The organism is Larkinella harenae, from assembly GCF_054780515.1.
Map to the genome: position 1 here is coordinate 13,451 of NZ_BAAGWE010000008.1, position 26,971 is coordinate 40,421.

The following is a 26,971-nucleotide window of genomic DNA, read 5'->3' on the forward strand; positions in this document are numbered from 1 at the left end:
ATTTCAATCTCACTCAAAAACTCTTACTCCAATTTTATGGAAATCGAAGCGGTAAAACCGGCTCAGGGCACCAACGGTCAGTTGGGCAAGACGGCCAACATGCGCATTGACTTTACGTTTTCGGACACCATTTCGGGCTACGTGACCGAATTTATTCCCGCAGAACGGGCTTTCGTGCTCGAAACGTCTGATGGTCGGCATTTCAAACTGAATCTGATTCCGACCACCTATGCCCGTAGCGTCCGGAATCTGGAAGAAGGGTATCAGGATGCCACGGCGGTCATTTTTGAAATGCTGTCGCAAAAAGGTCAGTATGTACACGCGTACGGAACATTCTATCCCGGGGTAGACAACGACGAACCGCTGTTCGAAGCGCAGTGGCTGGTGTTTCCCGGCAAAGAGCCGCTCGAATTCCGGCACGAATCGCAGGACTGGTGGATTCAGCAAATTGATTCCATTGCCAAAAGTTACCTGAAATGGCAATTCAATCACCCGGAAGAGCCCATCGATTACCGCAAATACCGCACGATGCTGCACCTGGGCGGGGCCAAAAAAGGCGACTACCTCCAGGAAACGGATACCATCTCCCGGATGATTTACGGGTTTGCTTCGGCGTATTTGCTGACCGGTAACGACGCTTTTCTGGAAGGTGCCGAGAAAGGCACGGAATACCTACGCGAACACATGCGGTTTTTCGATCAGGACGACAACCTCATTTACTGGTACCACGGCCTGAAAGTCGACGGCGATAAGGAAACCAAGCTGCTCACCTCCGAATTCGGGGATGATTACTATTCCATTCCGATGTATGAGCAGATCTATGCCCTGGCCGGTCCGACGCAGACTTTCCGGATTACGGGGGATAAAAAGATTCTGTTTGACATCGAAAAAACGATCGATCTGTTTGAGAAATACTATAAAGACAACGAAAAAGAAGGGTATTTCTCGCACATCGATCCGATTGGCCTCGATCCGCGCGATGAATCGCTGGCGCACAACCGCGCCCGCAAAAACTGGAACTCCGTGGGCGACCACGCGCCGGCCTATCTGGTGAATCTTTACCTGGCTACCGGCGAGCAGAAGTACGCTGATTTTCTGGAATATACCTTCGATACGATCACGAAGTATTTCCCGGATTACGAAAACAGCCCGTTCGTGCAGGAAAAATTCATGGAAGACTGGAGCAAGGACCAGACCTGGGGCTGGCAGCAAAACCGGGCCGTGGTGGGGCACAACCTGAAAATTGCCTGGAACCTGATGCGGATGCATTCGCTCAACCCGAAACCGGAATACCTCGAATTTGCCCAAAAAATTGCCGAACTCATGCCCGTAGCTGGTTCCGATCAGCAACGCGGGGGGTGGTACGACGTGGTGGAACGCGAATCGAAAGCGGGCGGCAAACACCACCGGTTTGTGTGGCACGACCGCAAAGCCTGGTGGCAACAGGAACAGGCCATTCTGGCGTACCTGATCATGCATGGTCTGCTCGACGACAAGGAGTACGAAAAGCAGGCCCGCGAAGCAGCCTCGTTCTACAACGCCTTCTTCCTCGATACCGACGATGGTGGGGTATATTTCAACGTGTTCTCCAACGGAATGCCGTATCTGCTGGGCACCGAGCGGTTCAAGGGCAGCCACTCAATGAGCGCCTACCACAGCACGGAGCTTTGCTACCTGTCGACGGTCTATATCAACCTGCTGATTACCAAGCAACCAACCTATTTCTACTTCAAACCGTACCCGGATTCGTTCAAGGACAATGTGTTGTACGTTTCGCCGGACATCCTGCCCAAAGGGAGCGTCGTCATTACCGAATGCTTCATCGATGATCAGCCGTACGCGAATTTCGACGCCCAGGCGCTGACCGTGAAACTGCCTGATACTGACCAGCAGGTGCGGGTGAAAGTGTTGCTTACTCCGGTTCAATAAGCCATTCCAAACGTTTAAAGGCATGAATGTAACATCCAGTACAGTTGATACCATCACCCTGATCGAAGCCGCCGGAAGCATCGACAGCAAAACCGCCCCCGACTTCGAACGAACCGCACTGACGGCGATTCAGGGACAAAGTGAGGTCATCATCGACCTGACGAACGTCGATTTTCTATCCAGCGCCGGGTTGCGGGTACTGCTGATGATCTACCGGCAGGTGAAGGCCAAAAATGGGAAAGTGGTGCTGGTCGGGACTTCTGAAGAAATCCAGGACATCATGGCCAATACCGGTTTTCTGGCCTTCTTCAGCCTGGCCGAAACGCTGGACGAAGGGTTGACCATCCTTAAAACCGCCTGACCATGATCGAGAACCGGATTGATTATTACCCGACCCACGAGCATCAGGGCATTAAGTTCCGGCGCGGCCACGCGCTGCCATTCGGGGCTACGATGGTTGCCAACGGCGTGAACTTCAGCATCTATTCGAGCGCGGCTACGTCCTGTACGCTGGTGCTGTTTGAGCGGGGCGAAGCCGAACCCTTTGCCGAAATTCCGTTTCCCGACGAATTCCGGATTGGCAATGTGTACTGCATGATCGTGTTTGAACTCGATTACGAACGGCTCGAATACGGTTACCGCATGGAGGGACCTTACAATCCGGCCCAGGGGCACAGGTTCGATCCAACGAAGATTCTGAGCGACCCGTACGCCAAAGTAACCGGCGGGCGCGACACCTGGCTGTCCAAACCGAACTGGGACAACATCTATCCGTACCGTTCGCGGCTGGCCTTCGAAGACTTCGACTGGGAGAATGATCACCCGCTCGAAACGCCGATTGAAGACCTGGTGATTTACGAGATGCACGTGCGCGGATTTACGCAGCACCCGAGTTCCGGCGTCAAAAACCGGGGTACGTTCAGCGCCATCCGGGCCAAAATTCCGTACTTGAAAGAGCTGGGTGTCAATTGCATCGAACTGCTGCCGATCTACGAATTTGACGAGTGGGAAAACAGCCGCGAGAGCCCCACCACCGGCGAAGTGCTGGTGAATTACTGGGGCTACAGCACGGTGAATTTCTTCTCCCCCAAAGCTGGATACGCAGCCACGGGCAAGTTCGGCATGCAGGTCGATGAACTGAAAACGCTCATCAAGGAATTGCACAAGGCCGGTATCGAAGTGATTCTCGACGTGGTGTTCAACCACACCGCCGAGGGCGATCACCGGGGACACACGATCTCGTTCCGGGGCATCGACAACAAAACGTATTACATGCTCACTCCGGAAGGCTATTACTTCAACTTTTCGGGAACCGGCAACACGCTGAACTGCAACAACCCGGTGGTGCGCAACATGGTGCTCGACTGCCTGCGGTACTGGGCCGCGGATTACCACATCGACGGGTTTCGCTTCGACCTGGCCGCCATTCTGGGCCGTGCGCCGGATGGCAGTCCGTTGAGCAATCCACCCTTGCTCGAATCGCTGGCGTACGACCCGATTCTGGCCAAGTGCAAACTGATTGCCGAAGCCTGGGATGCCGGCGGTTTGTATCAGGTGGGGTCTTTTCCGGCCTACGGACGCTGGGCGGAGTGGAATGGGAAATACCGGGATGCCGCGCGTAAATTCCTGAAAAGCGATGCGGGCATGGTGCGGGAAATGGTGCAGCGCATCATCGGCTCACCGGATTTGTACAGCCAGCGCGGACCCACCGCCAGCATCAATTTCATCACCTGCCACGACGGTTTTTCGCTCTACGACCTGTTTGCCTACAACGAAAAGCACAACGAGGCCAACGGCGAAAACAACAACGACGGCGCCAACGACAATAATTCGTGGAACTGCGGCTGGGAGGGCGAAACCGATGAACCGGCCATCAACTACCTGCGGCACAAGCTGGTCAAAAATTCCTTTGCCCTGCTGATGGTGAGCCAGGGCATTCCGATGGTACTCATGGGCGACGAAGTAGGCCGAACCCAGAAAGGAAACAACAACACCTATTGCCAGGACAACGAACTGAACTGGTTCGACTGGTCACAGCTGGACACGAACAAGGATTTGTACCAGTTTGCCCGGCGCATGATTCAGTTTCGACGCCACCATCCGGTGTTGCGCAGCCCGGCCTTTTTCCAGTACTGGGATTACGCCAGCAGCGGTTTTCCGGACATCAGTTTCCACGGCACCAAAGCCTGGAACTGCGACTGGTCGGAGTCGAGTCGGTCGTTCGCGTTCCTGCTCTGCGGGGATCATGCCAAGCAGGGCATCGTCAAAGACGATATGGTGTACGTTGCCACCAACATGTACTGGAACGGGTTGCATTTCGAATTGCCCGCCTTGCCCGAAAGCAAACGCTGGTATCTCGTGGCCAACACCGACATGGGCTATGGTGAGGATAGTTTCGAGATCGGTCAGGAGCCCGAGCTCGCGAATCAGGCCAGCTTCCTGGTCGGTGCCCGGAGTGTCGTGATCCTGATCGGAAAATAATTCGGTTGTTTTCATTCTAAAATAAAGACCAAACTATGAGCTTTCAAATACTGGCAGAAGCCAAAAAAGTAGCCAAAATCACGCTGATCGGCGAAGTGGATTCCCTCTCGGCCCGGGAGTTTCAGAAAGAAATCGAGCGGCTGGCCGCCGAAGGTCCGGACGAGCTGGTGCTGTTTGTCGAAAACCTGACGTTCATTTCGTCCGCGGGCTTGCGGGTGCTGATTTTTGCCAAGCAGAAAATGGGCACGCACCTGGCGGTTTATATGGTAAAACCGCAGGAGTCGGTGGTCGAAACGCTGGAGAAAACCGGTCTTCACCACAGCATCAACATTGTGGACCAGTACCTCTAAGGCCGGATCATTCGGGTTCGGCCCGGTGGGAGCGTATTCGCCTGGCTGTGGCACGGTTAAAGGTGGGTACTGAGTTTACAGAAGTAGACCAAACGGCGCTGAGTCGTTTCAACCAGCCACAGTACAGCGAATAAGCTTCCACCGTCCCAGTCGGTCAGCCCGTTGGCGGGCAGCAGTATCACCTTTCTCAAACCAATAACGATGGAACGCAAAACGTTTCCGGGTACGCTCGATTCGCTGGCAGATATCCGTCAGGTAGCCCAAGAGGAAGCTCAGCGGGTCGGGTTATCCAAAAAAACCACCTACAAGCTGGTATTGGCCATCGACGAGATTGCCACCAACATCATCGTTCACGGCTACGAAGAAGCCGGGCGGAGTGGGTCAATCGATGTCATCAGCGAAGCCACCGATGAGCAGTTGATGCTGACGCTGGAAGATGATGCGGAGCCCTTTGATCCGTTACAACGCGATTTGCCCGGCGAAGAAACCTTTACCCGGCCGCTGGAAGAACGACCCATTGGCGGAATGGGCATTTTTCTGACCATCAACGGTATTGATGAATTTCGGTATGAGTTTGTCAATAACCGCAACCGAAACATTTTCATCACCAAAGTCGGTGACAAGTAAACAAACACGAATTAACGGCGGGTTACGGAATGGTTGAGGTTTACAATAAAATCACCTATACAAATCCTTTTCCCGGATTGCGGAGCTTTGAACAGGAAGACGCCTACTTGTTCTTTGGGCGCAACAGCCAGCTGCGTGATCTAAAGGAAAAACTCGCCTATTCGCGTTTTCTAGCCATTGTTGGTTCATCGGGCAGCGGCAAGTCATCGCTGGTCAAAGCCGGGCTCATTCCCGAGCTGATTGGCGGAAACCTGAAGGCATCGACCGCCGACCCCTGGCAGGTGGTCTTTTTCAACCCGGAAGCTACCCCGATTCGTAACCTGGCACAAAGCCTGCACCGGATGTTCAGCCGGCACAATCATTCGTTGGCCGAACGCCTGAATCCGGAAGCCATTGAAACGCGGCTGCGTACCGATCCCGTAGGCTTGCTGGACTGGTGCAAACAGACCAATCTGCTCCTGGTTATCGACCAGTTTGAAGAACTCTTTCGCTACCGCCAGGCCGACGAAGACCAGCAGGAGGTGATGCGGTTTATTACCCTGATTCTGACCCTGAGCCATCATCCCACGGCGTCGGTTTACGTGGTGCTGACCATGCGTTCGGATTACCTGGACGAATGCACGGATTATGAGGGCCTGACGGAAGCCATCAACAACGGGTATTACCTGCTGCCCAAGATGAACCGGGAGGAGGTTCGGGAGGCCATCGTAACGCCGGTGGAAGTGATGGGGGCCGCTATTTCGGAGGAACTGATCGACCGGTTGCTGCGCGACATTGGCGAGAAGGTGGATCAGCTGCCGATTCTGCAACACGCCCTGATGCGCACCTGGAACTACTGGCAACTGAACCGAACCACAGGCAATCAGATTGAAGTGAGCGACTACGAAGCCATTGGCACCATGCAGCAGGCAATCAACGTACACGCCGAAGAAGTGTACGAAGACCTGCCCGACGAGCGGAGCCGACTGGCAACTGGAAAGATGTTCAAGTCCTTGCTTATCCTGAGTGCGGGCAATACCGGCCTGATTCAGCCGGTATCGGTGCAGGAAATGGAAAAGGTGACGGGGCTGGACAACGATTCGTTACGGCATGTCCTCGATCGGTTTCGGGAACCGGAAGTTGCGTTTCTGACGCCCTCCACCACGGTGAATACCGATGAAAAACTGATCATTGACCTGAGCCATGAACGGCTGATTCACCTGTGGGACCGGCTCCATACCTGGGTTAAAGAGGAAGTTGATTCGGCCAAGTTGTACCGGCAGGTAAGCCAGTCGGCTGCCTTGTACCATGAAGGACGCACGGGCCTGTGGGTCAACCCTGAGTTACAGATCGGGTTGAAGTGGCTGGCCGAAAACCGTCCGACGCCCGGCTGGGCCAATCGCTATGATCCGTACCTGGAACGGGTAATTAACTTTCTGGAGTACAGCCGCGATCAGTTTGATTTTGCCATTCGCAGCCGGGAAGAACGGCAAAGAAAAGAACTCCGCCGGGCGCGGTTTTTTGCCATTTTTCTCGGAATCGGTTCGCTGGTTTCTCTTTTTTTTCTGATTGTCTCGGCGGTTTTGCGGGCACAGGCTCGCCAGAGTGAAGAAGCCGCCATCGCCGAAAAGAAAATTGCCTTGTTTGAGCGAAATCGGGCGGAAGAACAAACCCGGGAAGCCATTACGCAGAAAAAAATAGCGGAGCAGCAGGAACTGATTGCGGAGCAACAGCGGCACCTGACGGAAGAGCAACGCGTCATTGCGGTGCGGGGGCAACGCACCATTGAGCTGAAACGCCAGGAAGCGGAAATCGCCCGCCAGATGGCAGTATCCCAAAAGCAACGCGCCGAACTGGCCCGGAACGAAGCCCAACGGCAGCGTTTGCAGGCCGATGGGGCGCGGAAAGAAGCTGAACAGCAGCGCAACCGTGCCGAATTGTCCCAGAAAGATGCGGAAACGCAGCGGGCCGTGGCAGTGCGGTCCCAGCAGTATGCCGAACAGCAACGCGGAAAGGCTGTTGCCCGGACGTTGTCGTTGCAGGCCCTGCAGTTGGCCGAAAACAGTTCGGACGATTTACCGGCTTTGCTGGCGCTGGTTGCCTATCAACTGAATCTGCGCAACGGCGGACTTTCCGATAACCCGGACATTTTCAATGCCTTGTCCAAAGCCGCTAACACGCGTACGGTTTGGCGTCGGCATACGGATGTGGTGCGGGCGCTGGCCGTGCAGCCGGGTTCAGCCCGCAACGTGATCGCGTCGGGGAGCGACGACGGAACCGTTAAACTCTGGTCGTACGATAACCCCGACCAGACTCCTCAATCCCTGACGGCACCGCGCCAGAATCTGAACGGAATCCGGTCGGTGGTATTCAGCCCGGATGGAAAAACCGTATGGGGGGGAAGTGAAAAGGGCCTGATGTATCGCTGGGATGTAAACCGTACGCCGGGCGTGTCCGCAGCCATCAAAGCCCATGCCGCCCCTATTGTGTCGCTGCTGGCCCTGAACGACGGTTCCCGACTGATTTCGGTGGGTACCGACGGACAGATTCGCAGCTGGCGGTTTGGGGACAACCGGCTTGACTCCCTGCAAAACACAAAGACGGCCCTGCCGATTTACTGCGCCCGGCTGTCGCCCGATGGAAAGCAGTTGTTGTGCGGATCGAGCAACGGGCGGTTGCTGCGTTTCGATCCGCAGAACCTGGCGGTCAAACCGACCATCATCACGCGCCGGGAGTTGGGTGACCGCGTAACGGCGCTGGCGTTCAGTGCGAATGGGCGGCAGCTGGTGACGGGCACCGCAACGGGGTTGCTGTATGCCTGGGATATGGCGGGTCTGACCCCCTCAGACTACGGGAGCCAGTTGTCCGGGCGGCACACATCGACCGTGAACGACATTGTTTTTTCGCCGGATGGAAAGCTGCTGGCTAGTTGCAGCGCCGATTGGACCATCCAGATCCGGGATGCCAGCAACCTCGTCAATCAACAGCAACCCATTGTGATTCATGATTTTGATTCCTGGGTGATGGCCATCCGGTTTTCCGGCGACGGGAAACGGCTGGTGGCCGCTGGCGCCGACCGAACCGTGCGCATCCGGAACGTAAACCCGGCGGACCTGTACAATGAATTGCTGAAAAAAGTGAAACGAAATCTGACGGCCGAGGAGTGGAACAAGTACATCGGCAAGGACATCACGTACGAAAAAGTCAAGCCCGACTGACACCGAATCGGAAGCCAATACCATGACGAAACTATACGGTTTTTTTGGAGGAATTGCCCTGCTGCTGATGCCGTGGTTTTGCCCACCGGTGTGGGCACAGAACCACTGCGATGAGCTGGTGGTCATTCCCGAGGCTGAGAAGCAGTATGCCATCGGAAAATTTGATGATGTATTTACCCTCCTGACGCCTTGCCTGGAAAAATCGTTCAGCGAGAATGCGCGTGTGCAGGCTTACAAAATTCTGTCGATGACGTATCTGGCGATCGATTCGCTGCCGCAAAGCTCCCGGGCCATTGCGCACCTGCTGGCGCTTAATCCGAAGTTTGAACCGGATTTCTCGGCTTCTCCCCGGTATAAGGCGCTGTTTCAGCAGGTTCGGGATTTTCAGGAACAGGTGGTACAGGTAACATCGGTATCGAAACGGGCCGAAAACCTGCTTTACGTACCGGCTACGGTGGTGGTGTTAACGCAGAAAGACCTGGTTCAGCGGGGGTACCAGACGCTCGAACAGGCCTTGCACGATTTGCCCGGTTTTGACATGATCAAAGGCAATGGGCTGGGTTATTCCAACTTTTACCAGCGGGGCTACCGCTCCACTTCCAACGACCGGACCCTGATTCTGATTGATGGCGTGGAGGAAAACGACCTGGTTTCCAACTCGGTGCTGATTGCTCCGCAGTATCCGCTGTCGGACATCGAACGGATTGAGGTGATCTACGGCCCGGCTTCGACCATGTACGGGGCCAATGCGTTCATGGGGGTGATCAACATCATCACCCGGAATTTTCGGGAGTTGCCGGGGCCGGGTCGCCAGATTGCTTTTTCGGGACAAACGCGGGCGGGGTCGCTGCAACGCCAACACGTCGATGGCGTGCTGACGGCCAAAACGCCGGATGTCGCGCTGTCGGTCACGGGACGGTTTTTTCGCTCGCAAGAAGCGGATTTGTCGCGGTATCCCGAGTGGGATTTTGGCCCCCGAACGGCGGCCGATTACACGGGGCAACTGAACCTAACCGGCACCAATGCCGACGGCACCTACCGGGCGCAGCAGTATATCCAGCGCACCAACCTGCTCAATCGGTTTCCTGGTAGCAACCTGTTTTCCGTTGACTACAACCCCGCTGGTACGGCAACCGCCATTCGATTGAGCCCGCAGGGCGCCGACCGGGCCGCCCGGCTGGACAACAACCTGTTTGGCAACGGGCTGAATGGACGGCCCGTTACTTTCAGCAATACCAAGCGCGACTGGTTTGTACGCGCCAAACTGGAATTCAAAGACCTGACCATCTCGTACCTGAACTGGCGAACCGACGAAGGAGCCATGCCCTGGTATACAAACCGCTCGACGCTGGCAACGGATAAAAATCCGCGTTGGGTCACCGCGGATCGGGCTTTTTCAATTACCTACACCAAATCGTTCAGTGAAAAATTTCAGATACTAAACCTGGCTTCGTACCTGCTGCACGAGATCAGTGGCGCAACCAGCCTGGTCACGTATAATGGCTATTACAACGGTCGGCTGGGTTTGCTGGAACTGGCCCGGGATTCGATTCCGGCGGCCACAATCACGTACCAGAACCGCGTATCGACGCAGTTGCGCAACGAGCTCCGCCTGTTCTGGTACCCCACTGCCAAGGTGAACGTGAGCGGTGGCCTTGAACTCCGGAGTGGCTTGATTCAGGGCAATTACATTACCTCCACGCAGGGGATGGCCGACGAAACCGGTGGGTTGGCCACGATTCTGCCGGGGGGCAACAACTTTAAAACCGCTGATGTTGGGGTGTATTCCCAGGTGACTTACCAGGCAATGAGCGCCCTGAAGCTGGTTGGCGGGTTGCGGGCCGACCACAACCGGATTCGGCGGAGTGGTGGATACGGTACGGTGGTGAATCCCCGGCTGGCCGCTATTTACAGCCGGGGCCGGGCCATTTTCAAGGCTATTTACGCCGAAGCATTTAAAGATGCCTCGTTTCTCCAGAAATACGGCACCACCGCTACCCGTCGGCTACCGAACCCGACACTGCTGCCCGAACGGGTTAGTAACCTCGAGTTCAGTACACATTACCAGTTTAGTAAACAATTGAGCATGAACGCCGTCGGCTTTCTGGCCAATTACAGCAATGCCGTCGGTACGGCCATCGTGCCGCTCGAATCGGGGGGCACTACCCAACAGTTTCAGCCCATTGGCAAACGCCGGATCTGGGGCATTCAGGGCGAAGGTTCTTACAAATCCAGCCGCCTGAATGGCTGGTGGAATTTTACGTACACCAATCCCTGGGACGAGGACACCGACCTGCGCATCAGTGATATTGCGGATTTTATGGCCAACGCCGGGGTTCATTATCAGGTCACCGCGCGGCTGAGCGGATACGTTTCCGGGAATTATGTGGGGGCGCGCAAAACCGGCCAAGGCACATCGGGTAGCCTCAATCCCGCCCAACGGTTTGATCCTTTCCTGATCCTGAATGCCAACCTCACGTACCGCATTCCGGTGCCGGGCTTGTCGGTGCAGGCATCGGTCAACAACTTATTGAACAAAGAATATTTCGTGCCGGGCATTCGGGAGGCCGATGATTTCAATTATGCCTCGCGCTTTCCGCAGGATCGCCGGACGGTTTCGCTGGGGCTTTATTATACAATGACTCCCCGGAACGAGGGCGGTAACTTTTCGAAACTATGACCCGATTGCTAACTCGATCACCGAATGCTGGTCATCCAGCCCTTTTGCAACGTCTATGAAAACGCTCGTTATACCCCAACCTTACCAACCGGAGGAAGTGTCCTTTCCAGATCGCATGGACGAAATCGGTGCGCTTCGGGTGCGGGCCTGGCGTCATGAACCCGGCGCTGATCCGGCTTTTTTTACCAAATCGTCGTGGATCGAACCCCTGGACGAATCGGCGTTTCACTGGGTCATTCTGGATCAGGATCGCGTGGTGGCCTCGGCCCGCATGAGCATTCATGCTACTATTGATGAAGCGCCGTATGCGAACCGGCTACCGGCTGCCTGTCGGGCGGCTTTGCGGGGACAAACCATTGCGTCGTTCAATCGACTGGTGGTCGATCCGCAGTTTCGGGGGTTGGGGTTATCGAAGCGGCTTGACCAGGCGCGGCTTCAGATGGCCGCCCGGTGCCTGGTTAATCGGGCCGTCACGTCCACGCAACTGGTGTTCCGGCTAAACTCGCTGCTCAAATTGGGTTTTACGCGGTTTTGTGAATTGCAGAATGTGCCCGAGCGCCCCGAATGGCCTTTATTTTTTATGGAATACGATCTTCATACTCGTTCATCGGATGGAAGTGCAACGGAACACGATCGCTAAACTCCTGAGTTTGCAGGCCGGGGAAGAAGAAACCGTCTGGCTTTTCATGGCGTATTCATTGCTGATGGGGGCTGCGGTGTCGGTTTTCTTTACGGCAACAACCTCCCTGTTCCTGGTCAATTTTGATCGAACGCAAATGCCGCTGGCGTTTGTGGCCAGCGGTTCGCTGGTGTACGTTCTGGGGCAGTTGGTCAAGGTGCTGCGGCAACGGGCCAGCTTTGTGCGGGTCAACGGTTACCTGCTGGTTTTTCTGCTGATTTCCATTGGCGGGCTGGTGTTGGTGGGCAGTTCGGCGCCCAGCAAATGGCTGTATTTTCTGCTTTTTCTCTGGAACCGGGTGTTTGTTTTCGTGCACGGCATCACGTTCTGGGCCACCGCCGGACGAATTTTTAAACTAAGCCAGTCCAAACGGTTATTCAGCTTTATCAGCACCGGCGAAGTGGTCGCGTCGATACTCAGCTATTTCTCCGTTCCGTTGTTGCTGAAGCTCGTATCGACCCACGATCTGCTGTTTATCTGCCTGTTTTTTCTGGTGCTTTGCGTTGGCCTGATGGCCTACATCTACCGGAAGTTCAGCGAGCGACTGGCCCTGAGCCCGCTGGCTGTTACGTCGCCCGACACCGCGCCCGTGGTGGCCGACGACGCTTCCAACCAAAAACCGTATTACAACCTGCTGGCGCTGCTGGCGTTCATGCCGGTGTTCGGGCTGATTTACGTCGAGTATATGTTTACGGTTTTATCGAAGGAGATTTTTCCCAACAACGAGGTGCTGGCCAGTTTTCTGGGGATTTTCTTCGGGATCTGTGCGGTGATCGAACTGCTCATCAAATCTTTTCTTTACAACCAGCTCATCAGCACGTATTCCATCCGGACCGGCATCGTGATCCTGCCGCTGGGGTTGGCGGGGAGTTTTGCCCTGGGCGCGTTGTACGGGACTGTCTATGGCACCTCTTCGCTGTTTTTTGCATTGATGGCCGTCAGTCGGTTTCTGATGAGTTCGGTGCGGAAAGCGATCAGTGAACCCGCCTATCAGGTGCTTTTTCAGCCGATTCCACTGGCCGAACGGACGTCCTTACAAAGTTACATCGAGAGTGTTCCCAAAGCGCTGGGTAGCTTGCTGCCGGGTTTGTTGCTGTTGCTGCTGACCAACCTGGGTTTCATCGATCTGGTTGAGCTGAGTTACCTGTTTCTGGTGGTTGCCATTGGCTGGTCCATTCTGGCTTTTCGGGTTCAGGTCGGCTATCGGGATATGCTTCAACTCGCCGTGGTACGCTCCATTCAGTTTGCCAGTCCAGCCGATGCATTCTCAAAAACCGTGCGGGACGAAACGGATCACACGCCGGCTCCGGCGTCCGGTTTTGGGGAAATGCTGGCGCTCGTAAACTCATTCCGGCCCCAAGACCGCATTCGGGCCGCCGACGAACTCGGCCGTTCGGGTCGGTATTACGCTTACAAACACATCTTGACGCTGTTGCAGGATGCTGAACCGTCGGTCCGGCGCGCGGCCCTGGTGGCTGCCGGGAAATCCGGTCGGTCGGAGCTGTGGCCCCGACTGCTGGAACACCTGCGTAAGCCAGCCTACCAGGATGTGGCTCATTCTGCGCTGTGCGCCATTGGCGAGCCGGTTGTTCCGACGCTGATTCGGGTATTCAATCAATCGCAGGGGGATGGCGAGCTGCCCATTCGGGTTGCGGGGGTGATCAGTGAAATGGGCGACGAAACCAGCCTGCGGTTTTTGCGGGCGGCAATCAATCATCCCGTTCAGGGAGTTCGTCACCAGGCCTTCAGCGGGCTAAAGCGGTTGCGGCATCGGGCTACCATCACGGAGCGCCCCCACGTGATGCAACAGATTGACGAACAGATTGCATTGCTGGTGTGGCTGGCGGCTGCCCGGCTGGATTTGAGCAGCCTCGGCGAGTCGTCGCCCATCATCCGGGCGTTGCGTGAGGAAGAAAAGCGGGTGATTCCAAACCTCTTTAATCGGTTGGCCGTCCTGTACGGCGATGATCGGTTTGACCTGATCAGTACGTTGCTGACCCGTCAGGTGGACGATATTCGGGAGTATGTTATTGAGCTGCTGACCACCACAGTTCCGGATGAAATCAAATCCGATCTGCTGCCTTTGTTTACCGATATGCCGCTGCTGGAGCAAGTCCGGCGTTGTTCGGCCCACTACCCGCAGCAGCAGTTGTCGGCGGGGGAACGGTTACGTGACATCATCAACAAAGATTTTACCGTCATTTCGGCCCGGCTTAAAACCGTCGCTCTGCTGGAATTGCCGGAAAACGATGCCCATGATCCCACCACCCTGCTCGTTGCCCACGCCAGTGCGTCAGACAGGCAGGTGGCCGAAACCGCACTGTATGTCCTCAAACAGCATAATCCGGTTCGTCTGGCGGAACTGGTGCGTCAGCTGCAAGCGGATGTGAATTCGGAACGCGCTGCGGTTACTCGCCGGATTGCGGCCGGCGTAGAACGAGAACAACTTGTCATCTGGCCCTTGATTGAGTCCTGGTACGCCGACAAACCATTGACCTATGCGCTTTGATAACCGCCCTTTTGCCAAAACCCGCCGGGGGAAATTAACGACCATACGGACCGTGGGCCTGGTATGGAGTTGGCTGATGGGGGCTACTATAGCCTGGGGGCAGCCAATGGCGTCGGATGAAATGGTGCCACCGGCCCGGTTCTACTCGCCTGATCAATACAATGCCCACAGCCAGAATTTCGCCATCGCGCAGGATCGCCGGGGTATGATGTACATCGGCAATTTTGCGGGGGTGTTGGAGTACGACGGTCTGGACTGGCGGACGATCCCGACGGCCACAATCACCAAAGTGCCGTCGTTGCTGCGGGCCGGAAACGGCAAAATCTGCGTGGGAGGCAACGGGGAGTTTGGGTACCTGCGGCCCGATCAAACGGGCAAGCTTCAGTTTGTCAGCCTGAGCCAGAACGTGAAAAACCGCTTTAACGAAATTCTTGCCATTCTGGAAGCGCCGGACGGCATCTATTTCATGGCCCGAAACGCCCTGTTTCGCTGGGATGGCAACGTCGTTGCCGAGTGGAACACGGCATTGGACATCCAGTCGGCTTTTCAGGTTAATGGGCAGATCTACGTTTTTCAACGGCAAAAAGGGTTGAGTTTGCTTCGCTCGGGAACGTTGGTTCCGGTGAATCGGAGCAGCCAGCTGCCCACGTTGTACGACCTGGTCGCGATGCTTCCCCTGAGCAACGGGCAAGCGTTGCTGGTCACCAGTAACCAAGGTTGTTTTCGGTTGGTGAACAACTCCATCGCGTCTTTTGACAGTCCACTCAATGCCTATTTTTCAGCCAGTCAGGCCACGTGCGGCACCCGCTTGCCCGATCAGTCGCTGGCGGTCAGTACGCTTCGGGGCGGCATTGTTCTGCTAACGCCCGATGGCCAGCTCAAGCAGATCATTCGGGGGATTGACGGTGTCACAGACCAGATGACGAACGCGATGTTTCCCGACCGGGAGGGAAATCTGTGGCTGGCCCTCAACAATGGAATTGCGCAGGTCGAAATACCGTCGCAATTATCATTTTTTGCCGGGTCGGGGCGGCAAATGGGCGAGGTAATGGATATTCGGCGGGTGGGCAACGTAGTTTACCTGGCTACCGTGAACGGATTGTTTCAGATCGACCAGTCGGCGGTGCGTCCGGTGGCGGGTCTGAATGCGAGTTGTTTTTCGCTGGCCGAAGCCGGGGGTGCTCTCTTTGTGGCCACGAGCAAAGGTGTTTTCCGGGTGAAAAATGGGGAGAAAAAAGCCCTCACTTCGGAATATACCCTCAGCGTGAAAAGCGCCCGGCGCGATCCATCCCGGTTATACGCCGGAACCGAGAACGGGCTGCGGGTACTGACGGTGTCGGAGCAGTCGCGGTCTTCGTCGTCCTTTTTTCTGGCGCTTGACGAACGGATTTTTGGACTCGAAGAAGATCCGCAGGGCAATATCTGGCTTGAAACCCTGACCCGCGGGTTGCACCAGTTTCGGCCGGCTACCAACCAGGTCAGTCAGTACTCCAACCTGCAGGGATTGCCCACGTTGCTGTACAACCGGCTGACGAACACCTCCCAGGGGTTGCTGGTGTGCAACGAAAAAGGGATTTTTCGGTACAATCCGCAGCAGGATCGGTTTGAGGCCTTTAATCCGTTCGGTGATGGTCGCCCGGCTGCGGACCACTGGCAAAACGATTTACGGGAAGATCAGCGGGGCAACCTCTGGACAGTGGGCGGGGATAAACGGCGGGTGGTCTTTTACCAAAAACAACGGAAGGGGTTTCGGGCGATTGCGACTCCTTTTCTACCTTTTTCGTCTTCGCCGATCAACGTCATCTACCCCGACCGAAACGGGGTGGTATGGCTGGGGGGACGCGATGGGTTGATCCGGTTCGATGCGACGGTTTCGAAACCGTATAATCGTCCGTATGAAACGTTGATCCGGCAAATCCGGACGGGCGAAAATACCGTGCTGTTCAACGGTTTTGAAGGAGCTGACGCAGCCGCCGAGTCGCCCAATGGGGCCAGAACGAAGCTGCCGTATCAGGGAAATTCCATCAGTTTCGATTTTTCGGCCGCCAGCTATCCGACGGCGAAGGGCTTGCTGTTTCAGTATAAGCTCGAAAATTTCGACAAAAGCTGGTCGGAATGGACGGCTGAAAGCAAGAAAGAATACACGAACCTGCCCGCTGGAACGTACCGGTTCCGGGTGAAGGCGCGGAATATATACCAGCTACCTGGTCGGGAAGCCACGTACGCGTTTACAGTGTTGCCGCCCTGGTATGGGCGCTGGTGGGTCATTACACTGATGGTGATCGGAGCGGGGGCGTTGCTGGCGGCCCTGGTTCGCTGGCGGCTGGCCGCCGTGGTGCGGGAAAAGCAGACCCTCGAAACGCTCATTCAGGAGCGAACGGAGGAGGTGGTGCATCAGAAATCGGAACTCGAAAAACAATCGGAAGAACTGGCGGTCAAGAACGATCAACTCGAAAAAATTGACCTTTTCGTGCAATCGATCAATGCCGAAATTGATTTTGCCAACCTGTTTCAGACGGTTTTATCCAAGTTTTCGGTGATCCGGAACATGAACGGAGCGAGCTTCCTGCTCTACGACAAAAGCACAAATACATTCCGGTATAAAGCCCTGAAAGGCAACCGGGATCTGTCGCACGTGGAGTCGGCAGCGTTGAGCCCGGAGCAGGCCGAACGGCGGTTTTTGGCGCAGGCGGTCGAAATTCAGGAAAATATTTACCTCAAAAGAGATGTTCACTTCGAGCCGTTGGGCAATGCCATCGACGACCTGACGCCCCCGCAGTCGCTGGTGACGCTGGTGATTGGCAACGAAGAAGGCATCGACGGGTTCATCACGCTCGAAAATACCCTGCGGCCGAATGCCTTCGATCAGCGCGATCTGACCATGATCGGCAACCTGAAAGAACACCTGATTGCGGCTTTCATCAAAACGCGCCTGCTGGAAGACCTCGAACACACGCTGAACGACCTGAAAAATGCGCAGGGAGAACTGATCCGGCAGGAAAAACTGGCGTCGGTGGGGCAGCTGACCAAGGGTATTGTCGACCGAATCCTGAACCCGCTCAATTACGTCAACAACTTCTCGCAATCGTCCGACGACATGATCGATGAAGTGATCGAAACAATTCAGAAACAACCGGACGGTCTGAGCACCAACGCCATGGATGACCTGGTCGATGACCTGGGTATTCTGAAAAAAAACCTGGCCAAAATTCAGGAACACAGCAACAGCACAACCCGGATTTTGAAAGATATGCAGCGGCTGTTGAAGGAAAAGTCACGGGAATTTCTGGAAACCGATCTCAACGGTTTTATCGAAAGCAAGGCGCGGACGCTGGTTCAGGAGCTGAAGGGCGAATACCGGGACTTTGGGGTTAACCTGGTGCTGAAGCTGGACCCGCAGCCGGTTCGGACCAGGCTACTGCCGTACGAATTCGGGCAGGTGGTGCAGAACATCGTGAGCAATTCGTACTACACGCTTTTCGAGAAAAGCAAAACCGTGAGCGGGTTTACGCCCGAAGTGCAGATTGCGACCCAGGTGGAGAACAACCACGTTTTGCTGCGTTTCCGGGACAACGGCAAGGGCATTCCATCCAGTGAGCTGGCCAAATTGTTTAGTCCTTTTTTTACAACCAAGCCCACCTCTAAAGGAACAGGTTTGGGGTTGTTTATGACCAAAGATATTGTTGAATTACACAAAGGGAAAATTGAAATCAATTCGAAAGAAGGCGAGTACACCGAAATCCTGATGGTGCTGCCGACGCAGGCCGGATGATCGATTCGCCTACTTTTTACGCTAAAAGGAACGCCCATGGAACCGTCTCAATCAGTAACCGAACCCGAATCTCCCCAACATCTCCCGCTGGCTGTCGAAGCGGAACTGGCCGTCCTGCAGGAGCGGGTCGGGCAGTTGGATCGGCTGGCGTCCATCGGCCAGCTGACGGCGGGCATTATGCACGAGCTCAAGAATCCGCTCAATTTTATTTCCAACTACGCCCGGCTTTCGATCGACCTGATGGGGGAGATTGACGACATTGGCGAACGGTTGAAAGATCATCCGGAGTGGGACGAACTGAGTAGCCTGCTCGAGATGACCCGGGGCAACATAAACCGGATTCGGGAGAACGGCGCCCGCGCCGAGCGATTGATTCAGGGAATGCTCGCCCAGGCCCGGACCGACGGCGCACATTTTGAGCCCACCGATCTGAATACGCTGCTGGAAGAGTTTACCAAACTGGCCTACCAGGGCCTTCGGGCGGGCGACAACGAGTTTGTGGTGTCGTTGGCGTTTCAGCTGGATCCGGCCATTGGAAAGGTGGCGATCGCGCCCTCCGAGTTCAACCGGGTGATTCTGAACCTGGTCCTGAATGCCTGTTATGCAGTCAACGAGCGCCGGAAAAAACAACCTGACGAGTACAAACCCATCATTACCGTTGTCTCCCGGAAAGAAGCCGATTCCGTCGTCGTGACCATTCGCGACAACGGGGAGGGTATTCCCGACGAGGTCCGGCAAAAGCTCTTTACCCCGTTTTTTACCACCAAGCCCGCGGGCAAAGGGACGGGACTGGGGTTGTCGCTCAGCCGGGAAATTATCAACGGCTTGCACAAAGGCTCGCTGAGTGTCGATTCTGTGCCCGGCCAGTATACCGCCTTTACCATTCGTTTGCCGCTCAACGCAGGTCAGGAATAAACCAAAAATTCATTATCCAAAAACCGGGCTGGCCAATCCACCCGTTTGCCTTCTTTTTAAAGCCATGACGATCAAGATACTCAGTGTGGATGACGAATCAGACATGGAAATGCTGATTACTCAGCGGTTTCGGCGACAGATTCGTGACAAGGTGTTCGAGTTTGTGTTTGCCTCCAACGGGGCCGAAGCGCTCGAAAAACTCGAAGAAAACCAGGATGTTAGCCTGGTGCTTTCCGATATCAACATGCCGGAGATGGACGGGCTTACCTTTCTCTCCAAACTGAATGACCGCAAAAGCCCGTACCTGAAAGCGGTGATGGTTTCGGCCTTCAACGACATGGACAACATTCGGACGGCCATGAACCGGGGCGCGTTTGATTTTGTGACCAAGCCCATCAATTTCGACGATCTGGAAATTACCATCAGCAAAACCGTTCAGCACGTCGAAATGCTGATGCGTTCGCAGCGGGAACACGACCAGCTCGTGTCGATTCAGAATGACCTGAACATTGCGCAGGATATTCAGCAGTCGATGTTACCCAAACGGTTTCCGCCGTTTCCGGGCCGGACCGATTTTGACCTGCACGCCTTTCTGAACGCGGCCAAGGTGGTGGGTGGCGATTTGTTTGATTACCTGTTGATGGATGACAACCGGCTGTTCTTCATTATCGGGGATGTGTCGGACAAGGGGGTTCCGGCTTCGTTGTTCATGGCCATCACCAAGGCCATTTTCAAGAGCCATTTTTCCAGCAAAACCTGCGGCACGCTCTGCGACGAGGTGGGGCGGATCAACGGTTTTTTGAGTATGGATAACCAGTCAATGATGTTTGTGACAGCTTTCATCGGGATTCTGGACCTGACCACCGGCGTGGTAGAATACATCGATGCGGGTCACGAGCCTCCTCTGATTTTACGGCAAAACGGCGAGGTGGAAGTGTTGAAAAAACGGGGTGGGCTGGCGTTGGCAATCGATAGTGACTTTCCATATACTTCCGGTACGTTCTCCCTCGAATCGGGCGATACCCTGTTTACGTATACCGATGGCGTTATTGATGCCAATAACCGGGCTGGCGAACGGTTTGGACTCCAGCGGGTGAAGGATATCCTGCGGGCCGAAACACCGGCGGCCCGTCCGCAACAGATCAATGATTCGTTGCTCCGCCAGGTTCAGGCCTTCATCGGTGAGAACGCTCAGTTTGACGATATAACGGTTTTAACCCTGCATTACGCGGGCTGATTTACAAGTCTACCCTTACTTGTTTTACGGTTATGTATACTGCTAAACGTATACCCCTTCGCATCGTTGCCCGATTTGGCTGGCAGGCGGTTTTGTTCTTCTTTCTGTACGCATCCACCATTTTTGCACTGTATGTGCTGGCGGGGTGGAACTTCCTGGCGCTACCCTTTGTGCCTATTGCCACGATTGGTACGGCGGTTGCGTTTTATGTGGGTTTCAAAAACAACTCCTCCTACGAACGGCTTTGGGAGGCCCGGCGCATTTGGGGAAGTCTGGTCAACGCCAGCCGCTCGTGGGGCATGCTGGTGGCCGATCTGATTGCGGTGGCTCCGGGCTCCGGCGCCTGTTCACCGCTGGAGCTTTTCCGGATTCAGCAGCAGCTCATTTACCGGCACATTGCCTACCTGAACGCGCTGCGCCTGCAACTGCGGAGCCGCACGGTCTGGAGCAATGACCGGAACATCGGGGCCGAAATTATCAGCGACCAGAGCGCGTTCGACCAGAACCAGCTGGACAAAGAACTCAGTCTGTTTCTGGACGACGACGAAGTTGAATACTTTGTCAAACGCCAGAATCCCGCGGCTCAGATCATCAAACAGCAGTCGGCTCAGCTGCGGGCATTGCGGTCGAGCGACATCCTTTCGGATTATTACCACTGCGAGCTGGAACGGTTACTGGTCGAATTTTATAACCAGCAGGGGGCAGCCGAGCGAATCAAATCCTTTCCCTTTCCCCGGCAGTACGCCTTCTTCAGCCAGGTATTTGTCTGGATCTTTGTGTTGCTGTTGCCGTTTGGGTTGTTGACCGAAGTAAGCAAGCTGGGTAGCGAATATGTTTGGCTGGCTATTCCGTTCTCGACGGTTATCTCCTGGGTCTTTTACACGATGGAGGTCGTGGGGGATACGAGCGAAAATCCCTTCGAAAACAGCATCAATGACGTGCCCATGACGGCCATCTGCCGTACCGTTGAGATTGACCTCCGCGAGATGCTGGGCGAAACCAACCTGCCGCAACGCATGCAGGCCGTCGATAACATCCTGATGTAGCTGACTGAGTAGGGCGGTCAAGAATAAACCGAAAAGCGGTATCCTTTTTGTAGGATACCGCTTTTCGGTTTTAGAACTCAGCCTGAAGGAGGCCACTACGGATTGATCAGCAGCCGCTTGGTCACGGTTTGCTGGCCAGTTTTTAGCTGAACCAGGTACATGTTCGCTCCCGCCGAGCTTAAATCGACGGTTTCGCGCTCCACCCGTCCCGTGCCGACCTGAGCGGTTTGCCACACGGGCCGGCCCAGCATATCCACAATCTGCAAATCAGCCCGCTCGTCGGTATTTACCCGGTAGCTGATGGTGACCTGACCCCGGCTGGGGTTCGGGCTGACCGTCAGTTCCAGGCTAATTTCGGCACTTTCAAACCCTTGCCGTCTTCCGTTGGGGCAGGTGAGGGTTTTGGGCGACCACATCAGCACGTACGAACTGTTGGGAACCCGCCCGATGATGGTGTGGGGTTGTCCATCCTTTAAGGCCGACGGAACGGGGAAACTGTACCCGTGAATTCCATTGCCTTTGCCCGCATCTTTCAGGTCATGCCGGTAGATGTTAGCGTCCGTGGATCCGATAACCGTTGCGCCATCCAGAAACTCCACCGCAACAACGGTATTGGGTTTGTCCCGATCCCAGACCCAGCCCCGAATGCTATTGCAATCGGCGACATCCAGATACCCCTCATAATTGCCCGGGCCGGTTACTCCGCCCGTCGGCGGGTTGCCGGGTCCATCACTGGTTCCCACCGTCAGGGTAAGGGTCGTGGTTACGGCGGCACTTTTGCCATCGGTGGCCGCGTAGGCCAGGTTGAACGTGCCCGATTGGGTGGGCGTACCTGAGATTGTGCGGTTACCCGCGTCGAAGTTCAAGCCCGAGGGCAGACCCGTCAGCGTGTAGGTCAGCCGATCGTTGTTAGCGTCACTGAAGGCGGGCAGCATGGTGCTGAAGGAGGCATTGACCGTGGCCGATAGGTTAGAAACCGTGGGGGCCACCGGTGGCTGATTGGTGGGGGGCACCCCACTACCGGCACAGCGGATGGTTTTAGGGGCCCAGATCAGCACGTAGGTGGAGCCCTGCACCCGGGCCCAGATGGTGTGGGGCTGGTTGTCCTTCAAGCTCTCAGGGATGGGAAATTCATACCAGTGTTCGCCGTTGCCCTTGCCCGCATCCTTCAGGTGCTGGCGGAAGTCCTTGGCCAGGATGGAGCCCACCAGTGTGCCGCTGGCGATGGAGGCTCCTTCGAAGAACTCGACGGAGAAGGTCATGTTGGGGCGGTTTCGGTCGTAGACCCAGCCCGAGAAGGTGTTGCAGTTGGCCTCCTGGGTGAGGTAGCCTTCGAAGTCACCCGTCACCACGGGACCGCCACCACTGGTACCGACCGTCAGGATAAGGGTGGTGATGAGGGGGGCACTCTTGCCATCGGTGGCTGCGTAGGTCAGGTTGAAGCTGCCCGATTGAGTAGGTGTACCTGAGATACTGCGGTTACCCGCATCGAAGCTCAGTCCACTGGGCAAACCCGTCAGCGTGTAAGTCAGCGGATCGTTGTTGGCATCGGTAAACACCGGCAGCGTGTGGCTGAAGGCCGAGTTGAGAGTCGCCGTCAGGTTGGAAACCGTGGGGGCTACTGGGGGTTGGTTGGTAGGGTTGCCAGTGCCTCCACCATTATTCACCGTGAAGCGCACGGTGGTAGACACCGCGGCACTTTTACCATCAGTGGCCGAATAGGTCAAATTAAAACTACCCGATTGAGTAGGCGTACCCGAGATGGTGCGGTTGCCCGCGTCGAAGTTCAAGCCCGAGGGCAGACCCGTCAGCGTGTAGGTCAGCCGATCGTTGTTGGCATCGGTGAACACGGGCAGCGTGTGGCTGAAGGCCGAATTCACCGTGGCCGTCAGGTTGGAAACCGTGGGGGCTACTGGCGGCTGGTTGGTGGGGGGCACCCCACTACCCGCACAACGGATGGTTTTGGGGGCCCAGATCAGCACATAGGTGGATCCCTGCACCCGGGCCCAGATGGTGTGGGGCTGGTTGTCCTTCAAGCTCTCGGGGATGGGAAATTCATACCAGTGTTCGCCGTTGCCCTTGCCGGCATCCTTCAGGTGCTGGCGGAAGTCCTTGGCCAGGATCGAGCCCACCAGTGTGCCGCTGGCGATGGAGGCTCCTTCGAAGAACTCGACGGAGAAGGTCATGTTGGGGCGGTTTCGGTCGTAGACCCAGCCCGAGAAGGTGTTGCAGTTGGCCTCCTGGGTGAGGTAGCCTTCGAAGTCACCCGTCACCACGGGACCGCCACCACTGGTACCGACCGTCAGGATAAGGGTGGTGGCGACGGGGGCACTCTTGCCATCGGTGGCTGCGTAGCTCAGGTTGAAGCTGCCCGATTGGGTGGGTGTACCTGAGATACTGCGGTTACCCGCATCGAAGCTCAGTCCACTGGGCAAACCCGTCAGCGTGTAAGTCAGCGGATCGTTGTTGGCATCGGTAAACACCGGCAGCGTGTGGCTGAAGGCCGAGTTGAGAGTCGCCGTCAGGTTGGAAACCGTGGGGGCTACTGGGGGTTGGTTGGTGGGGTTGCCGGGCCCTCCACCATTGCCCACCGTCAGGGTGAGGGTCGTGGTGACGGGGGCATTCTTGCCATCAGTGGCCGAATAGGTCAGGTTGAACGTGCCCTGCTGGCGGGGAAAGCCCGAGATGATGCGGTTGCCTTTGTTGAAGCTCAGGCCGTCTGGCAGTCCTTCCAGCGCGTAGGTGAGCGGATCGTTCTCGGGATCGGTGAAGGCCAGAAGCTGGTAGTTGAAGGGATCGTTGAGGGGGGCTGAAAAATCAGCGAGGGTGGGGGCTACTGGGGGTTGGTTGGTAGGGTTGCCAGTGCCTCCACCATTGTTCACCGTGAAGCGCACGGTGGTAGACACCGCGGCACTTTTGCCATCAGTGGCCGAATAGGCCAGGTTGAAGCTGCCCGATTGAGTAGGCGTACCCGAGATGGTGCGGTTGCCCGCGTCGAAGTTCAAGCCCGAGGGCAGACCCGTCAGCGAGTAGGTCAGCCGATCGTTGTTGGCATCGGTGAACACGGGCAGCGTGTGGCTGAAGGCCGAATTCACCGTGGCCGTCAGGTTGGAAACCGTGGGGGCCACCGGAGGCTGGTTGGTGGGGGGCACCCCACTACCCGCACAACGGATGGTTTTGGGCGCCCAGATCAGCACGTAGGTGGAGCCCTGCACCCGGGCCCAGATGGTGTGGGGCTGGTTGTCCTTCAAGCTCTCGGGGATGGGAAATTCATACCAGTGTTCGCCGTTGCCCTTGCCGGCATCCTTCAGGTGCTGGCGGAAGTCCTTGGCCAGGATCGAGCCCACCAGTGTGCCGCTGGCGATGGAGGCTCCTTCGAAGAACTCGACGGAGAAGGTCATGTTGGGGCGGTTTCGGTCGTAGACCCAGCCCGAGAAGGTGTTGCAGTTGGCCTCCTGGGTGAGGTAGCCTTCGAAGTCACCCGTCACCACAGGACCACCACTGGTACCGACCGTCAGCAGGACGGTGGTGGACACGGTGGCACTCTTGCCATCGGTGGCTGCGTAGCTCAGGTTGAAGCTGCCCGATTGGGTGGGTGTACCTGTAATACTGCGGTTACCCGCATCGAAGCTCAGTCCCGAAGGCAAACCTGTCAGTGAGTAGGTGAGCGGATCGTTGTTGGCATCGGTGAACACCGGCAGCGTGTGGCTGAAAGCGGTGTTGACCGTGGCTGATAGTGCCGAAACCGTAGGGGCCACGGGCGGCTGGTTGGTGGGTGTAGAGCCGCCATTGCCCACCGTGAAACGTACGGTGAGGGAGACAGCCGCGCTCTTGCCATCGGAGGCCGAATAGGTCAGCGTGAACGTGCCCTGCTGGCGGGGAAAGCCCGAGATGATCCGGTTGCCTTTGTTGAAGCTCAGGCCGTCCGGCAGTCCTTCCAGTGCGTAGGTGAGCGGATCGTTCTCAGGATCGGTGAAGGCCAGAAGCTGGTAGTTGAAGGGGGCGTTGAGGGGGGCTGAAAAATCAGCGAGGGTGGGGGCTACTGGGGGCTGGTTGGTGGGGTTGGAGCCGCCACTGTCCACCGTTAGGGTGATAGTCATAGACACCGCGGCACTCTTGCCATCAGTGGCCGAATACGTCAAATTGTAGCTGCCTGATTGAGTCGGTGTGCCAGAAATGCTGCGGTTGCCCGCGTCAAACCGCAACCCCGGCGGCAAGCCCGTCAGCGTGTAGGTGAGCGGATCATTGTTGGCGTCGGTGAAGGCGGGTAGAATTGTACTGAAAGCGGTTTTGACTGTAGCCGTCAGGTTGGACACGGTGGGAGCCACCGGGAGTTGATTACCCGGGGTCTCCTCAACCGGAGTTGCGGTGGATAGGGAGGAAATGACGTACGGTTGGGCGTTCGCAAAAAAGACATCGTTCAATGAGTTTGCCCAGCAATGGGCCGCTTTCTCGGTTCCTGAATGGCTCAGGTGGACACCATCGTGGCGATCCTCGGCAGTTAATTGAACATCGTAGTCAGGGCCGGGAAAGCTGTTGTTCAACCGGATCATCCGTTCCTGCGCCCGCCGGATCGTTTGCCGGTTGAACGGCGTTTGCCGGTTGACTACGACAGCGAGCGAACCGAAGCCCAGATCGGATCGGGCCTGGTTAACCCAGTCCTGGTAATATTGAAATACCTGATCCTCGTTGTTGTTGGTCCAGTCGTTTTGCCCCTGATCGGAAAGAATGCCGCGCATACCCGTTTGAGTGATGTAAATCTGGAGCGTATTCTTGAGGTTGATGTAGGGCATCCGGATTCGGGCATTGACGAAACCGTGTTCGAAGTATTGTCCGAGCGCTGATTTCGACCAGTGTTCCAGACTGGTTCCTCCGAACGCCGAATTGAAAATCAGGACAGGTACATTCAGGCGCTGGCTGAGGTATTGCCCCGTTTTTGCCCAAAAATAAGTGCCGTGCGCAAAGGGAGCGGGTGAAACACCCGAGGAATAATGGGTGTACGTCCGCGGTAGATAAACCGGATCCGCAGTGTGTTCGTAATCGGCGTAAGTCGATGTTCCGGGATAAACCGGGGCCGCACTGACCCGGTCGTCGTCACTGCCCGACAGGTTGATTTCCTGCCCCTGCGCGACGGAGTGCCCGGCAACAACGAAGACTTCACCCACACCAACCCGTTCAATCCGGGCGGTGCCTACTGTTGAATTGCCAGACATGGCCCGTACCTCCAGACTGTACCAGCCACCCATTGCGGGTAAACTTCCCTGAAATTGTCCGTTTTGGGGATTCGTCGCAATCGTAAACCAGCCCGTTGTTTGCCCCTGGCCATTTCGAGCTATAACCCGGGCATCGATTCGGGTGGTGTTGGAAGGCCCGTTGCCCCGAATGGGAATATAGGCTTTGTTGTCTCGGTTGCGTTGGTAAACGATTCGTTCAAGGGGGGACGTGAGTGAAAGCTGGGCCCAGGCATTCACAGAAATGAAAAGAAGGGACAAGACCAGTGCCAGCCTTTTCAGGTGGTAAACCGTTGAGTTCATAAAACAATAAATAGT

At 56.1% G+C, this 26,971-nt stretch carries 14 protein-coding genes; 13 read left to right on the plus strand and 1 reads right to left on the minus strand.

Annotation, left to right across the window (positions count from 1 at the left end; genetic code table 11):
- Window positions 1–36 precede the first annotated feature (36 nt).
- The 13 genes from ACYVH9_RS26085 (at window position 37) to ACYVH9_RS26145 (ending at window position 21,422) form a co-directional block, all read left to right on the plus strand.
- Window positions 37–1,929: an AGE family epimerase/isomerase gene (locus tag ACYVH9_RS26085; RefSeq protein WP_460639370.1), complete on the plus strand. Its 1,893-nt coding sequence runs from the start codon at window positions 37–39 to the stop codon at window positions 1,927–1,929.
- A 22-nt stretch (window positions 1,930–1,951) separates the two neighbouring features.
- Window positions 1,952–2,290, plus strand: a complete 339-nt coding sequence (locus ACYVH9_RS26090) for an STAS domain-containing protein (RefSeq protein WP_460639371.1) — start codon at window positions 1,952–1,954, stop codon at window positions 2,288–2,290.
- 2 nt (window positions 2,291–2,292) lie between these two features.
- The gene (gene glgX / locus ACYVH9_RS26095; protein WP_460639372.1) at window positions 2,293–4,410 is read left to right on the plus strand and encodes a glycogen debranching protein GlgX; all 2,118 of its coding nucleotides are present in this window, start codon (window positions 2,293–2,295) and stop codon (window positions 4,408–4,410) included.
- A 35-nt stretch (window positions 4,411–4,445) separates the two neighbouring features.
- The gene (locus ACYVH9_RS26100; protein WP_460639373.1) at window positions 4,446–4,760 is read left to right on the plus strand and encodes an STAS domain-containing protein; all 315 of its coding nucleotides are present in this window, start codon (window positions 4,446–4,448) and stop codon (window positions 4,758–4,760) included.
- A 201-nt stretch (window positions 4,761–4,961) separates the two neighbouring features.
- Window positions 4,962–5,387, plus strand: a complete 426-nt coding sequence (locus ACYVH9_RS26105) for an ATP-binding protein (protein ID WP_460639374.1) — start codon at window positions 4,962–4,964, stop codon at window positions 5,385–5,387.
- 29 nt (window positions 5,388–5,416) lie between these two features.
- Window positions 5,417–8,584 carry a WD40 repeat domain-containing protein gene (locus tag ACYVH9_RS26110; protein WP_460639375.1) on the plus strand — a complete coding sequence of 1,056 codons (3,168 nt, stop codon included), beginning with the start codon at window positions 5,417–5,419 and terminating at the stop codon, window positions 8,582–8,584.
- A gap of 22 nt (window positions 8,585–8,606) precedes the next feature.
- Window positions 8,607–11,264 (plus strand): TonB-dependent receptor plug domain-containing protein, encoded by a 2,658-nt coding sequence (locus tag ACYVH9_RS26115; protein WP_460639376.1) that lies wholly within the window; start codon window positions 8,607–8,609, stop codon window positions 11,262–11,264.
- A 55-nt stretch (window positions 11,265–11,319) separates the two neighbouring features.
- Entirely contained in the window at window positions 11,320–11,904 is a 585-nt protein-coding gene (locus tag ACYVH9_RS26120) for a GNAT family N-acetyltransferase (RefSeq protein ID WP_460639377.1), read from the plus strand.
- Complete coding sequence (locus ACYVH9_RS26125) at window positions 11,876–14,452, plus strand: HEAT repeat domain-containing protein (RefSeq protein ID WP_460639378.1); 2,577 nt, start codon at window positions 11,876–11,878, stop codon at window positions 14,450–14,452. Before ACYVH9_RS26120 ends, ACYVH9_RS26125 begins: the two co-directional genes overlap by 29 nt.
- Window positions 14,442–18,224, plus strand: coding sequence for a sensor histidine kinase (locus tag ACYVH9_RS26130; RefSeq protein ID WP_460639379.1), 3,783 nt, complete (start codon window positions 14,442–14,444; stop codon window positions 18,222–18,224). The genes ACYVH9_RS26125 and ACYVH9_RS26130 overlap by 11 nt, the downstream gene beginning before the upstream one ends.
- A gap of 36 nt (window positions 18,225–18,260) precedes the next feature.
- Window positions 18,261–19,139 (plus strand): sensor histidine kinase, encoded by an 879-nt coding sequence (locus ACYVH9_RS26135; protein WP_460639380.1) that lies wholly within the window; start codon window positions 18,261–18,263, stop codon window positions 19,137–19,139.
- A gap of 64 nt (window positions 19,140–19,203) precedes the next feature.
- Entirely contained in the window at window positions 19,204–20,376 is a 1,173-nt protein-coding gene (locus ACYVH9_RS26140; RefSeq protein ID WP_460639381.1) for a PP2C family protein-serine/threonine phosphatase, read from the plus strand.
- A 32-nt stretch (window positions 20,377–20,408) separates the two neighbouring features.
- A complete protein-coding gene (locus tag ACYVH9_RS26145) occupies window positions 20,409–21,422 on the plus strand; it encodes a bestrophin family protein (RefSeq protein ID WP_460639382.1) in 1,014 nt (337 codons plus the stop codon).
- A 95-nt stretch (window positions 21,423–21,517) separates the two neighbouring features.
- Here ACYVH9_RS26145 and ACYVH9_RS26150 read toward each other — a convergent pair whose 3' ends face one another.
- Window positions 21,518–26,956: a putative Ig domain-containing protein gene (locus ACYVH9_RS26150; RefSeq protein ID WP_460639383.1), complete on the minus strand. Its 5,439-nt coding sequence runs from the start codon at window positions 26,954–26,956 to the stop codon at window positions 21,518–21,520.
- Between the last annotated feature and the right edge of the window lie 15 nt (window positions 26,957–26,971).

What these genes read in the sequence shown, in the direction of transcription:
- ACYVH9_RS26085 (WP_460639370.1), top strand. Translation starts at nt 37, where the DNA reads ATGGAAATCGAAGCGGTAAAACCGGCTCAGGGCACCAACGGTCAGTTG.
- ACYVH9_RS26090 (WP_460639371.1), top strand. Translation starts at nt 1,952, where the DNA reads ATGAATGTAACATCCAGTACAGTTGATACCATCACCCTGATCGAAGCC.
- glgX (WP_460639372.1), top strand. Translation starts at nt 2,293, where the DNA reads ATGATCGAGAACCGGATTGATTATTACCCGACCCACGAGCATCAGGGC.
- ACYVH9_RS26100 (WP_460639373.1), top strand. Translation starts at nt 4,446, where the DNA reads ATGAGCTTTCAAATACTGGCAGAAGCCAAAAAAGTAGCCAAAATCACG.
- ACYVH9_RS26105 (WP_460639374.1), top strand. Translation starts at nt 4,962, where the DNA reads ATGGAACGCAAAACGTTTCCGGGTACGCTCGATTCGCTGGCAGATATC.
- ACYVH9_RS26110 (WP_460639375.1), top strand. Translation starts at nt 5,417, where the DNA reads ATGGTTGAGGTTTACAATAAAATCACCTATACAAATCCTTTTCCCGGA.
- ACYVH9_RS26115 (WP_460639376.1), top strand. Translation starts at nt 8,607, where the DNA reads ATGACGAAACTATACGGTTTTTTTGGAGGAATTGCCCTGCTGCTGATG.
- ACYVH9_RS26120 (WP_460639377.1), top strand. Translation starts at nt 11,320, where the DNA reads ATGAAAACGCTCGTTATACCCCAACCTTACCAACCGGAGGAAGTGTCC.
- ACYVH9_RS26125 (WP_460639378.1), top strand. Translation starts at nt 11,876, where the DNA reads ATGGAAGTGCAACGGAACACGATCGCTAAACTCCTGAGTTTGCAGGCC.
- ACYVH9_RS26130 (WP_460639379.1), top strand. Translation starts at nt 14,442, where the DNA reads ATGCGCTTTGATAACCGCCCTTTTGCCAAAACCCGCCGGGGGAAATTA.
- ACYVH9_RS26135 (WP_460639380.1), top strand. Translation starts at nt 18,261, where the DNA reads ATGGAACCGTCTCAATCAGTAACCGAACCCGAATCTCCCCAACATCTC.
- ACYVH9_RS26140 (WP_460639381.1), top strand. Translation starts at nt 19,204, where the DNA reads ATGACGATCAAGATACTCAGTGTGGATGACGAATCAGACATGGAAATG.
- ACYVH9_RS26145 (WP_460639382.1), top strand. Translation starts at nt 20,409, where the DNA reads ATGTATACTGCTAAACGTATACCCCTTCGCATCGTTGCCCGATTTGGC.
- ACYVH9_RS26150 (WP_460639383.1), bottom strand. Translation starts at nt 26,956, where the DNA reads ATGAACTCAACGGTTTACCACCTGAAAAGGCTGGCACTGGTCTTGTCC.